The organism is Sphingobacterium lactis, from assembly GCF_051951495.1.
Classification (GTDB): Bacteria; Bacteroidota; Bacteroidia; order Sphingobacteriales; family Sphingobacteriaceae; genus Sphingobacterium; species Sphingobacterium lactis_A.
This window is the reverse complement of record NZ_JBNHAS010000001.1, coordinates 1014298-1026545: the sequence shown is the minus strand read 5'-3', so window position 1 is coordinate 1026545 and position 12248 is coordinate 1014298. Positions and strand designations below refer to the sequence as shown.

The window sequence follows — 12248 nt, the reverse complement described above, 5'->3', positions numbered from 1 at the left end:
TCTTATCTAAAATTGATCTTTCCAAAGTAATTGGGCAGGTGGAAATTAGGGGTTGGATTATCGATGAAATTCCAAGAAATAAAATGCGGTTTTGGTAAACTATCTCCACATTTATAGAAATTCGCAAAAGCAGATGTTCCTTTAAGAGCATTGAGTTGTAACCCAAATATTTCCACTGGAATAGCAAGGATCTGTTGCCAGGTTTTAGTACCATTTAAGGTCCTCACTTGACTAAAGGTATCAACTTTTAGAATTTCTTTGTCTTCTAACCTTGATCTTTCCTCCTTAACTGCAGGACCATAACCTATTAAACCCGTTCCTAATACATTAAATTCAGCATTATAATAGGTTTTCTTTTGGTCGAATGAAATAAAGAATTCTACACAGCTGTCCTCCCAAACACTTTCATTTGGTCGAATATTGGCTGCTTTAACAAATTCCTCCTCTACATCATAGTGAACAAAAATATGCGAACTGGAATAAGCGATTTGGAATCTAACCTTAGGTATGTAAGGGAATTCAGCTTTCCAACTAGCTTCATCAATTCCATGCCAAGCTTGATCTTCCAATATACTGGCCATACTGTGGTAATCCAACTGAATATGGTTCGCATTTATCTCACTTACTTCAAGATGTTTCATTTTTTATTTTGTTGTGAGGTACTCAGCCAAGATTTCTGATAATTTATCATGATTGGCTTCTAATTCTTTAACTAACTTTAATTGCGCTTTAGTTCTCACTAAATTATGTTCTGGATAAGCTATTTTATAATAGGTATCACCATCAATATAATCTGTTAAGAAACGTACGGCTTGCATATAAGGTAGCAAATGTACTGCATATATCAAAGAATCGACTTCATCGTCTGTTAAAAACTCTTTAGCCTCTGATAAATAACCAGCGGTGAAAGATTGAAACAAAGGAATATTTAATTGTATTTTATCTAAATCTGCTTCGTCTTCAGCAGCTGAGTTGATAATCGTTCTGATGGCATCCCCAAAGTCATAAGCCACATAGCCTGGCATAACCGTATCTAGGTCAATAACACACTGTACCTGATCATTTTTATCTAAAAGGACATTGTTGAATTTGGTATCATTGTGAGTGATGCGTAATGGCAGACGGTTGGCACGTCCCATTTCAAGTATCCAACGCATTTTATCTTCTCGTTCAAAGATGTAATCCAATAGGTCTTGAACTTCAGTCACACGCTTTACAGGATCTTTTGCAATAGCTTCTCTAAGGTTGTTCAAGCGAAATTCGATGTTATGGAAATTTGGCAGGATTTCTACCAATTCTTTAGGATCTAGATCACTTAATTGTTTTTGGAATTGTCCAAATGCCATACCGCCTGAATAAGCTTGTTCAGTAGTTTCAAGGATGTCGTAACTACGAGTATCAGGTATTAACAAAAAGATTCTCCAATAATCACCTTCTTCATCCTTATGATATTTTTTACCATCTAAGCATGGAACTAAGGTCATTGTTTTCTTCAAAACTTCCTCTTCACCTAAATGTGCCAACTTCATTTTAAGGTGGTTACATACGGCTTGAATATTATTCATTAAACCATCTACATCTTTAAAGATATGGTGGTTTATTCGCTGCAATAAATATAAATTATTGGAAGGTGCGTTTGTTGTTATTTTAAAGGTATCATTGATATGCCCTGATCCAAAAGGAGTGGCAGAAAGTACTTCTCCGTTGAGCTTAAATTTTGTTGCCGATAAAATGCTTTTTTCAGTTTCTTTGGTTGACATTACTTCACTTTTCATTCATAATTCTATGTAAGTAAACGCAATATCTACATAAGCAATCAATAAATAAAATATTTTTTTTAATCAATCGGTTGCATGAAATAGCTAAGATTTTAGTTTTCTTTACGCAAATCATAATAGATTTTACAGTTATATTAAAATCAAAATAGAAATATATCTGCATTGCCTAGAAAATTTTGTATTTTGGAGCTTAAATCGTGCATTCACATTTATGATCACTGAAATAGTTATTATTCTTATCCTTATCGTTTTAAACGGAATCCTCTCCGCATCTGAAATTGCAATTGTATCAAGTCGTAGAGCTCGCTTAGCAGCACATGCTGATAAAAATAAAGGTGCTAAAACAGCATTATTCTTAAAAGAACATCCTAATAGTTTCCTTTCAACGGTTCAAATTGGTATTACGCTAATTGGTATTTTGACAGGTTTCTTTTCTGGAGGGACAATATCCACTTATTTGGCAACACAATTGGCAAGTATCCCTGCCCTAAGCCCTTATGCTAACCAGATTTCCGTAATTCTAGTCGTATTGGTTATTACTTACCTATCATTAGTAATCGGTGAACTGGTTCCCAAACGTATTGGTATGGCTATTCCGGAGAAATATGCAAGTTTTATTGCTGTACCTATGTCTATTTTGAGTGTTATTGTCAAACCATTCGTATGGTTATTAAGTGTATCAACAGACTTTATCGTAAAGCTTTTTAATATTAAATCAAATCAGAACACTGTAACGGAAGAAGAAATCAAGGCCTTAGTAGATGAAGGTGTTGATAGTGGTGTGATTGAAGGTATTGAGCACGATATGGTGGACCGAGTATTGAGCCTTGGTGATAAAAAGGCTATTAACTTAATGGTTCACAGAAGTAAGATTACTTATTTAGATATACAGCGTACTTTTGATGAAAATAAGGCCTTTATCTTAGCCGATGAGCATACAGAATATCCTGTTTGTAATGGTAATTTTGATCATGTAATAGGTTTAGTACATGTGAAGACCTTATTTAAGGAGTATTTAAGTGGTCGACAGCCTGATTTGACGGAATTAATACAACCAATTCCTTATGTCAATGAAAATACCTATGCCTACAATGTATTACAAACATTAAAGTCCTCAAAGGTACTTCAAGCAGCGGTAGTAGATGAGTATGGTAGTCCTCAGGGAATTATTACGATGACAGATATCGTTGCTTCATTAGTTGGAGGGTTTGATTCTCCAGAAAACGAAGAAAAGAAAACAATTCGCAAACGTGAGGATGGATCATTTGTAATAGATGGAAGTTATCAATTAAATGACTTTATCGAATTATTTAATCTAGACCTTAATGAGGATGATGAAGATGAGATTGGAAATTTAACCACTGTAGCGGGCCTTGTATTCCTACTATTAGATCATATACCTCAAGAAGGCGAAACAGTAGTCTATAAGAACCTGGAGTTTGAAGTTCTTGATATGGATGGACACCGTATTGATAAATTAATATTAACCAAGGTAGATCCATCCTCTGATGAAACCGCTAATATAGATTAATCTATAATCCCATAGTATTGAAATATGGGATTATAAATGTGACTTTATTAAGCGGATTAATTCGTGTTTTTGCTGTAATCCACTTTGACGCCATACCTGAGTTCCATTTTTATATAAAATTAAGGTTGGAACTCCTTGGACTTGGAATTTAGCAGCAACTGCTTGATTTTTATCTACGTCAATTTTAATTATAGTCAGTTGATCCCCCATTTCATCTTTTACTTCTTTTAAAATTGGTGCTAACATTTGACAAGGTCCACACCAACCTGCAGAGAAATCTATTAACACGAGTGCATTACTTTGAATTATTTCATTAAATGATGCCATATTCTTATTCTAATTAATTTATAGGAAGACAAAGATCTTCCAAATCTTCAATATCTCCAGAAAACATATTTAAGTCTACTGGTCCTTTAATTCCTTTTACTGTTCCTTTCTCAGAGAATTGCCATATATTCCAATGTTTCTTAGGCTTCTCAACCCAAAAATTGTAATTAGCAATCCATAAGGTATAATCTCCAAACTCTTTTTCTAGAAAATCTGCAAAATATTTATCACCTGAATAAAGAACAGGTTTTACTTTATAATGTTTTTCTACATGGATTAACCAACGTTTAAGCCCCATTTTCAAACTATCCATGGATTGATTTCTGGGCATTTCTTCAATATCCAAAACAGGTGGTAAATCTCCGGGTTCTAAATCAACCATTCGGATAAAGTTTTTTGCTTGTTTTACAGAATTTTCATTAGGTCTAAAATAATGATATGCACCTCGAAGTTTATTCTTTTTCTTTGCTGCATTCCAATTCTTATTGAACTTACTGTCTTTTGCAGATTCGCCCATACTTGCTCTAATGTAGATGAAATCAATTGGAAATTCGTCATTGATAGTCATCACCTCATCCCAACTAATGTTACCTTGATATTGGGAAATATCTATTCCGTAGATTTTGTCATCATGCCTCCGCATTAATTCAATATTGCGAACATCATATTTCCCTTGGTCTTCTTGACTGATCTTCTCTTTTTCAAAGACTTTTATCCAAAGGTAAGCAAGGCCCGCTCGATGTTGCCAGGCAAATATGACTAAAACTAAAAATGCAGGAATAACAATGCTCCAAATCAATAGCCGTTTTTTATAGGTCTGATCAGATATTACTTTTCGCTTGACAGTTTTCCTGTTTTTTGTCATATTGCGTGAAATTAGAGTATTTCTGACTATAGTCAAAGAAAAATTTGAATGATTGTATATAACCCGAAAGATTGGCTCAGCACAAGTATTTATCTCCATACGTTTAAGATCTTCAAGCGTCTTCTACCCTACTTAATTATATCTATATTATTCTCCTGGGGTATTGCCTATTGGGAATTGGAATATTTAAAATTATCCGATAAGAGCTGGCTAAAGAACATCAATATTGTTCATAATTTATTGGGGTTCGTATTGTCACTATTATTAGTTTTTCGAACAAATACAGCCTATGATCGCTGGTGGGAAGCAAGGAAACAATGGGGAGCTCTTACCAATACAAGCAGGATATTGGCAATTAAGATGCAGGCTTATCTAGAACCTGATGATAAGGTAAATCGAAGCTTTTATAGGAAATCGATAAGCTTATTTGCTGAAACGCTCGCTGAATATCTTAAATCAGATTATACAAGATTCATGTTAGATGAAACTGCACATCCTGAACTTAAAGAATTAGACGATAAAAAACATGGCCCAAATCAGGTAGCCGCATTAATCTTTAAAAAAACGAATAAGCTTTATCAAGAGGGAAAGTTATCAGGTGAGCAACTAATTACACTAAACAAGGAATTAAATGCCTTTACAGAGATTACAGGGGCTTGCGAACGAATAAAAAATACTCCAATACCTTTGGGTTATAGTTCATTTATCAAAACTTTCATCATACTATACACAGCGACACTACCAATAGGTTATGTCTTCTCATTGGGATATTTTGTTATTGCAGCAGTTCCATTTGTATTTTATGTATTAGCAGCTTTAGAAATGATTGGAGAATCCATTGAAGAGCCCTTTGGGACGGATTCAGATGATTTACCGATAGATAAAATGGCTGCAAATATTAAGAAACATAGTCAAGAAATATTGCTTCCTTAATTAAGTTTAAAAAGAAAAGCCCCACCGTTGGAGCTTTTCTGTTGATCATAGGTTCTACAATTATTGAAATTTTAATTTCTTACGCATCTTACATTAACACGTCCACCCCAAGAAGAGGCAGACCATTCTCCCCATACCTTTTCTCCAGAGATAATATATTGCCTAGAATTACTTGCTTTAAACATGTAAACCCCACCAAATAATCCCCCTATTAAAGTCCTTGCTTTTGAAGAATACAAGTAAGCGTTATCTCCATCTTCCGTAACTCCAAACATTTGGCCGACTGGGTGTAAGTATCCAATTTTGTTAATCCTTAATTTATTACTTGGATATGGGCTCCCTACTCCAGAGGCTTGATATTCTGCAAACTCATTGTTATCAACACGCCCATTCTGATTAACAAGGTTGTCCACTTCTCCATCTGTTGGCATTCTCCAAACTCCTTTTGGATATACTTTGGTACAAGGGTCTTGAGTACCGATTTGTAATTCACTTGAACCCGGGAATGGAGTTTTAAATTTCCAATATTCATTTGGATCTCGAGGATACACATCTTCACTTTGATGTCTAAAACGATAAGCCAAATCAGGATCACTGAAATAAAGATTTGCTCTAGCCCATCTGGTATTTGCTATGAATAATGCGGATTCCACCATCACCACTGTGCCAGTTAATCGAGTACCATGTGTGGGAACTACAGTAAAAGGATAGCTTGTAGCAGTAGTGAATGTTCTTGTATCACCTCTATCTAAAGCAAGTGTAAATGAATTTAGATTAAAGGTGAAATTATTAATTGCTGCTTCATCTGCTGTAAAATAAGAAACGCGTTTAATAGTGTCTTTAAATTCCTCATGAGTTCTAAAAAAGTTTAATGGACCAGTAGTAACAGTTGTCAAATTGGTCATATTACCTGTTTTAATATCTAAAGTGCCCTTTTTGAAATAATTGCCAGCAAAAGTTGCTTGTACAGTATTTAACCCGGCAAACAGGCCTTGAGCATTTAACTCCATTACTATATTGGATACTTTATGTTTAAACAAAATAGCCAATGGTTTTTCAATATTTCCTGCTCCATCTACTTTTACCGTTCCATTAGCATATAATAAATCTTTGCTAATACTTGATTCAATTGTTGGATTAGCAGCATTATTTAATGCAGGCATATCGGCTGTTTCATTATACGAATAGGCATACCAATTATATTCAACACCCTTCCATACTTCGATGGCAAGCTTTTGATTGGATTTTGCTTGAACAGATTTGAATAAGCTTCCGTCTGGGTTGTACAGTAGAATTTGATAAGTAACTAAATTTTCCATGGGTTTTGCTTCTGCTTTATTGCTGCCAGAGGTATTGGAAGATCTATCGAACCCAATCTTCAATTTCTTATTATCAGTAATTGCTCCTGATGTCGATTGGACGAATGCATCAAAGTCTGGGAGTTCATATAAACTACCTTCCGCAGTATTCACCTGGGGTTTTAAAGACTGACCTTTAATCATTACTCGACCTGCTATTGCCTTGCTCTCCATTTCCTTATCCATTGGGTTTTCAATTCCGGCAATAGAAACGGATAAAACGGCTTCTTTTCCCAAAGGGATTGGACCGTCAAAATCACTAACTTCTTTCCTAGAACAAGCAGAAAAGAATGTAATCAGGAATATTGCTGTTAATGAAGTGATCCTAATATAGGATTGTAAATTTTTATTCGTTTTCATAGTCTTGGAATTAAAAATCTTGTTGATGTACTTGTGTCTCGTCCTTCCAATCTTCAACCTCAGGAGAATAATTGCCTGACTGTCCATTTCCAGGAACAACTGTTGCAGAAGATGCAGCAATACCATGTTCTAGATATACACCCACAACTTTGATATTAGGTTTCTTATATTGTAGTTTCTGTTTCATTTCGAGTGATGTGAATTGATATTTAGGGCTTAATTATCAGCAATTGATATTACCGCACGACTTAATTTAGGGTCATTGTAATACATGTTTTCCACGCCGCCTTTATAGTCAACTTTCAACTGTTTTGGCGAAACATGAAATTCATTTACTAAACATTTATAAACTGCATTAGCACGTTCGCTGCTAAGTCTTTCATTAATTTCTGATGTACCTGTTCCAGCATCAGCATATCCCGTTACGCGATAAACTATATCAGGATTTCCTTGTTTAATCACTTTAGCAAAGAATCCAAGATTTACACGCGCTTCATTCGAAAGGATGCTTTTATTGATTTCAAAAGTTACTAGTATAGGTGCCGCTAATACTTTTTTCTCAACTACAATATCAGTAATGGTTTTTCCCTTAGCTTCTGCTAATTGTTTTGCTAAAGCGTCATTATCTTTTGCAAGTTGATTAACACGAGCAATTAATTTTTTATGTTCTTGCTCATCATAGGTGATAATAGTTTCTTTTGGTTTATCCCAATCTCTTTTCTTAAATCTATAAGTTAACCCTAGTAAGGCAGCCACTTGACCTTCGTTTCTTCTTCCACCAATCTCACCATCAAAGCGATCATTTACCATAGCTCCACGAATGTCTAAAAATAGGTCCAACCCTCCTGATAGATTTAATGATTGATAAAATCCAAGATTCGCACTTACTTCACGTTGTTTTGGTTCTTCAGACACCATCCATCCCAATCCCAAATAAGGACTTATATTGTATTTACGATCTGGATTATACCCTGAAATAAGATTGGTAAGATTTAATAATGCATCCGCATTGGCATGCCAATATTTAAATTCTTGATGCGATAAAGATTGGCTTGCATCATAAACCTCCCCAGTACTGTGAGAGCCATTTTGTGTTAATCCTTTTATCTGGTAGCCATTAACACCGATACGGCCTGCTACTAAAGGAGAAAACCACTTACCGAAATGTAGGCCAAAATATGGGCTCATCATTTCCATAATCTTTGCCTGGCGATTATGATCTCCAAAATAATGTTGAACACCTGCACCTCCTTGAATAAACCAGTTATTCATAAACTTATTAAGGATGATTTCCTTAGAGTCTTTATGCTCTATTAATGTCGTGTCAACTCGAATGGTTGTTTCTTGACTGTGTCCTACTAAATAGCAGGCAGAACAACCTAATATGATAAGTAATCGTGTTTTCAATCTAATTATTGAATTAATTGTTATTCCAATCTGTTGTTTAAATATTACAAATCAAAAATATAATTAATAATAAATCAATATATCAGCAAATGGAAATTTAATAATTCGTGTAGTATTTACATTACACCACTAAGAATTATTTTTATCTTAAAGATAAATTAAGGAGGTTTGTTGTAATTTTAGCATATAATAAATGCTATTTTTTCTTTGTATTATAAATCAAAGGGATATTTGAAAGTAGATAGGTGTTATAATGAAAGATTTTATCTAAAATCATAACAATAGCTGTAAAAATAATTTGATATGAAGTAAAGTTTATATATAATTAGGTTAATACTATAACAACTTTACAAATTGCCTAAAAAAACGGATATTCTAAAAGTAACTTACCTCATATAAAATTATGCTCAATAGCACTTAAACGAAATGACTTCACATAAAAAAGGTCCATCGAAATGAAAGACCTTTACTTTTTGATATGTAATATAATTATTTAAACCAATTGAAAATTGATTTCTTTTTCTTTTCATTACCATATCCATAGCCGTAACCATATCCATATCCTCCATAACCATAGCCATATCCGTAGCCATATCCATATCGGGAATCGTTAAAGTTTATACCATTTAATAATATGGCCATATTTGTTAAGTCACCAGACTCAAAGATATTTTGTACCTCTGGTAATTGTCTTCTGTCCATTTTACCAGCTCTAATAACAAATACAGTAACATCAGCAATACGATTAACAATTTTAGCATCTGCGACTATACCCAAAGGAACATTATCTACAACAATATGATCGTATCGTTTTTTCAGTTCTTGAATTAACTCATCTAAGCGCTCGCTCAATAAAAGTTCAACTGGATTTGGAGCAATAGTACCAATTGGAATGATATCTAGCCCTGGAGCAATTCTATCTTTATAAATGATATCATCTACCGTTACGTGATTATCTGATAAATAATGTGTAACTCCTTTTGACATTGGAACTTTGGTTTTATTACTTAAGGTTCCCTTACGTAAATCTAAGTCCAATAAAACCACCCGTTTTTTCAAGAAAGTTATAGAAACACCTAGGTTAATAACAGAAAAGGTTTTTCCTGCTCCTACATTGAAAGAAGTAAACATTAAAACTTTCTGTTCTTTCTCACCAGCTGACATGAATCCTAAATTAGTCCGAAAGATCCTAAAAGATTCAGTAACAGAATCTACACCTTGTTCTTTTACGACAATTTCATGAGGCATATTCTTTAACTCTTTTGAATACGGGATTTCACCAATAAATGGTACACTTACAGCCCCTTCAATATCGCGACGAGATCGAACTTTTGTATTAAGCATAAGCATCAGTAATAAAACTACTGCTGGTAATGCCAATCCAATTGCTGTACCTAATGCTAGCTTTTTGAACTTACTTGGTCCAATTGGTGAATTGCTACCAGATGCAGGGTCAATAATTCGAATATTATCTTCCGTCATAGCCTTATTGATCGCATTCTCTTCTCGTTTATTTAATAGGTATAAATAAAGTTCCTCTTTAACCTTCTGCTGACGCTCTACGGAAAGCATTACTCGTTGTTTCTGAGGAATGGCCATTGCTTTACCTAGAGCTGATCTTTCCTCTTGTCTGGCATTTCTAGCTTTTATTTCCAATCCAGCTAGAGTATTATCAACAGCACGATCAATGTTCGAGCGAATAGATCCTAAAACTTGGTCAAGATCTTGCACCACAGGGTTAGCAGTACTACTTCCCTCTACCAATCGATTACGTCTTAGGAGTGTTGCATTATACTCGCTAATTTGACTTTCCACACTTGCATCTACCAATCCGGTGTTATTAGGTATTAATTCAGACTGTCTTGATCGATTATTAAGGTACTCACGCATCATTAAAGCAAGCTTTATATCTGTTTCAATCTTAGTGCGTTCGCCTTGAAATTGTCTACTTTCTGATAGGTACATTCCACCAGCAGATCCAACATCTACACCTTGGTTTGCAATTCGTAGTTTTTCAATATCCGTTTCAACTGTCCCTAGCTCTCTTTCGATAATCGCTAATCTTTCTTGAATAAAGTCTTCTGTATTAACGGCAATTTGTGTTTTATCTCGAAGCGATATCTCATTATATACAGTTATCATCTCCGTTATTAATTCTGAAGCTCTATCAGGATTTTGGTCTTCAATTACAATTTGAAGTAAGGAGGCATCATCTTCCATCTGCGTTACAGACAAATTACTCATGAAATAACCAACCATATTCTCCCGTTGATTTTTGGTAACTAAGATGTCTTCATTATAATATACTGCAGAATAGTAATTTGTAGGGATAATTTTAATCTTTCCTAAGGATGTATTAATCTCTTGATTCAATCTAACCTTAATTTGATTATGTTTCTTGTCGCTACTTAAGTCAGAGATTATAACAGTCTGTGGATCTAAAGGAGTTACTTTTAAGGAGAAATAACTTTCTGGCTTAACTCCATCAACAACTATAGTAACTGGTGATTTCTTGTATAATTCAACCGTTCTTAATTTGTCTTTGATGCTATAACTCATTTCCGCACCAATCCTACTAATTGTTTGACGCATTAATTCAGCAGATTTTAACTGTAGAATTTCTGAGGCAACACTTACCGAATTGAAAGCTTGATTCGTTCTAGTAATCCGAGCGGTTGTAGGTGTATTCTCCGGTGTTTTAATCATGACAGTCTCAAAGCGACTGTAAACCATTGGAGACTTGCTGTACTGATAATAATAATATCCTCCAAAAATCAAAACCGATAACAGAAACCATTTCCAATTTACCAGAAGATATTTTAAAACATCGAGTACATTAATAGTTCCAGATGAATTATTCGAACTGCCGTTATTCGAAACCTTATTAATCATATTGAATTATATTATTTGATTAAGGAAATGATGGAAATAATTAAGGTAGCTGACCCTAATACAGTAGTTAAATAACGCCAACCTCGCTCCTCTTTTGGAGTAGTCGCTGCAGTAACCGGCTCAACATATACAATATCGTTTTGCTTCAAGTAGAAAACAGGTGATTCGAAAATATCTTTTGATTCAATATTTGTAACATATTGTCTTCTTACGCCATTTTCTTCGCGAATAACGGTAATACGGTCTGGGGCCGCATTTGTAGTTAATCCACCAGCGTTAGAAATCGCTTCAAGCAAGGTAATTCTAGAATCAGGAACAGATTGTATTCCGATTCTACTAACTTCTCCAACTACATTAATCTTCAAATTCAACAGATCAACTTGCACAGTAGCATCGTTAATTAATTTCCCTTCAATCAGCTTTGTTTTAATAAGGTTTTCTATCTCCGGAATTGACTTGCCTTCAACTGAAATGGAACCTAAAATTGGGTAAGTTATTTGACCTTGTGAGTTTACCAAATACCCATGCGTAGCAGGGCTTGTGGTTGAGTTATTTGCTGAACTTATTTGTCCAGTTTCTCCAACAATATAACCTTCAGAACCACTATTGAAAGGAATAGTTAATTCAGGAGTTTTGGAAGATACTCGGATTTGTAATCGATCAAATTTTTGAATTTTGATCTCTGGAATTTCCGCTGCAACATAATCTACTTTGGGTATCATATCATTTATATATACCACCTTTCGAGAACTGACACAGGAGTTTAACAATAACAAACCTAAAAATAGGACTGTGTA

At 34.5% G+C, this 12248-nt stretch carries 11 protein-coding genes; 2 read left to right on the top strand and 9 right to left on the bottom strand.

What is annotated here, in order from left to right; translation table 11 throughout:
- Positions 1–2 precede the first annotated feature (2 nt).
- Together ACP6L2_RS04365 and ACP6L2_RS04360 are read right to left on the bottom strand one after the other, a co-directional pair.
- Positions 3–641: a carbohydrate-binding family 9-like protein gene (locus tag ACP6L2_RS04365; RefSeq protein ID WP_440508080.1), complete on the bottom strand. Its 639-nt coding sequence runs from the start codon at positions 639–641 to the stop codon at positions 3–5.
- Positions 642–644: 3 nt separating this feature from the next.
- A complete protein-coding gene (locus ACP6L2_RS04360) occupies positions 645–1760 on the bottom strand; it encodes a phosphotransferase enzyme family protein (protein ID WP_440508079.1) in 1116 nt (371 codons plus the stop codon).
- Positions 1761–1989: 229 nt separating this feature from the next.
- On the opposite strand from ACP6L2_RS04360, the gene ACP6L2_RS04355 reads away from it, so the two are divergent.
- Positions 1990–3309: a hemolysin family protein gene (locus ACP6L2_RS04355; protein ID WP_440508078.1), complete on the top strand. Its 1320-nt coding sequence runs from the start codon at positions 1990–1992 to the stop codon at positions 3307–3309.
- Between the two features lie 30 nt (positions 3310–3339).
- On the opposite strand, the gene trxA is transcribed toward ACP6L2_RS04355, so the two are convergent.
- Together trxA and ACP6L2_RS04345 are read right to left on the bottom strand one after the other, a co-directional pair.
- The gene (gene trxA, locus ACP6L2_RS04350) at positions 3340–3636 is read right to left on the bottom strand and encodes a thioredoxin (RefSeq protein WP_440508077.1); all 297 of its coding nucleotides are present in this window, start codon (positions 3634–3636) and stop codon (positions 3340–3342) included.
- Positions 3637–3649: 13 nt separating this feature from the next.
- Positions 3650–4501 carry a glycoside hydrolase family 25 protein gene (locus tag ACP6L2_RS04345; RefSeq protein WP_440508076.1) on the bottom strand — a complete coding sequence of 284 codons (852 nt, stop codon included), beginning with the start codon at positions 4499–4501 and terminating at the stop codon, positions 3650–3652.
- Positions 4502–4549: 48 nt separating this feature from the next.
- Here ACP6L2_RS04345 and ACP6L2_RS04340 point away from each other — a divergent pair, with 48 nt between their 5' ends.
- On the top strand, positions 4550–5434 hold the full coding sequence (locus ACP6L2_RS04340) for a bestrophin family protein (protein ID WP_440508075.1): 885 nt from the start codon (positions 4550–4552) through the stop codon (positions 5432–5434).
- A 71-nt stretch (positions 5435–5505) separates the two neighbouring features.
- Here ACP6L2_RS04340 and ACP6L2_RS04335 read toward each other — a convergent pair whose 3' ends face one another.
- The 5 genes from ACP6L2_RS04335 to ACP6L2_RS04315 all read right to left on the bottom strand — a co-directional run bounded on the left by ACP6L2_RS04335 (position 5506) and on the right by ACP6L2_RS04315 (position 12173).
- On the bottom strand, positions 5506–7152 hold the full coding sequence (locus ACP6L2_RS04335) for a hypothetical protein (RefSeq protein ID WP_440508074.1): 1647 nt from the start codon (positions 7150–7152) through the stop codon (positions 5506–5508).
- A 10-nt stretch (positions 7153–7162) separates the two neighbouring features.
- Positions 7163–7339: a hypothetical protein gene (locus ACP6L2_RS04330; RefSeq protein ID WP_440508073.1), complete on the bottom strand. Its 177-nt coding sequence runs from the start codon at positions 7337–7339 to the stop codon at positions 7163–7165.
- 29 nt (positions 7340–7368) lie between these two features.
- Positions 7369–8559: an OmpA family protein gene (locus ACP6L2_RS04325; RefSeq protein WP_440508072.1), complete on the bottom strand. Its 1191-nt coding sequence runs from the start codon at positions 8557–8559 to the stop codon at positions 7369–7371.
- 489 nt (positions 8560–9048) lie between these two features.
- A complete protein-coding gene (locus ACP6L2_RS04320; protein ID WP_440508071.1) occupies positions 9049–11451 on the bottom strand; it encodes a GumC family protein in 2403 nt (800 codons plus the stop codon).
- Between the two features lie 11 nt (positions 11452–11462).
- The gene (locus ACP6L2_RS04315) at positions 11463–12173 is read right to left on the bottom strand and encodes a polysaccharide biosynthesis/export family protein (RefSeq protein ID WP_440508070.1); all 711 of its coding nucleotides are present in this window, start codon (positions 12171–12173) and stop codon (positions 11463–11465) included.
- Between the last annotated feature and the right edge of the window lie 75 nt (positions 12174–12248).

What these genes read in the sequence shown, in the direction of transcription:
- ACP6L2_RS04365 (WP_440508080.1), bottom strand. Translation starts at nt 641, where the DNA reads ATGAAACATCTTGAAGTAAGTGAGATAAATGCGAACCATATTCAGTTG.
- ACP6L2_RS04360 (WP_440508079.1), bottom strand. Translation starts at nt 1,760, where the DNA reads ATGTCAACCAAAGAAACTGAAAAAAGCATTTTATCGGCAACAAAATTT.
- ACP6L2_RS04355 (WP_440508078.1), top strand. Translation starts at nt 1,990, where the DNA reads ATGATCACTGAAATAGTTATTATTCTTATCCTTATCGTTTTAAACGGA.
- trxA (WP_440508077.1), bottom strand. Translation starts at nt 3,636, where the DNA reads ATGGCATCATTTAATGAAATAATTCAAAGTAATGCACTCGTGTTAATA.
- ACP6L2_RS04345 (WP_440508076.1), bottom strand. Translation starts at nt 4,501, where the DNA reads ATGACAAAAAACAGGAAAACTGTCAAGCGAAAAGTAATATCTGATCAG.
- ACP6L2_RS04340 (WP_440508075.1), top strand. Translation starts at nt 4,550, where the DNA reads ATGATTGTATATAACCCGAAAGATTGGCTCAGCACAAGTATTTATCTC.
- ACP6L2_RS04335 (WP_440508074.1), bottom strand. Translation starts at nt 7,152, where the DNA reads ATGAAAACGAATAAAAATTTACAATCCTATATTAGGATCACTTCATTA.
- ACP6L2_RS04330 (WP_440508073.1), bottom strand. Translation starts at nt 7,339, where the DNA reads ATGAAACAGAAACTACAATATAAGAAACCTAATATCAAAGTTGTGGGT.
- ACP6L2_RS04320 (WP_440508071.1), bottom strand. Translation starts at nt 11,451, where the DNA reads ATGATTAATAAGGTTTCGAATAACGGCAGTTCGAATAATTCATCTGGA.
- ACP6L2_RS04315 (WP_440508070.1), bottom strand. Translation starts at nt 12,173, where the DNA reads ATGATACCCAAAGTAGATTATGTTGCAGCGGAAATTCCAGAGATCAAA.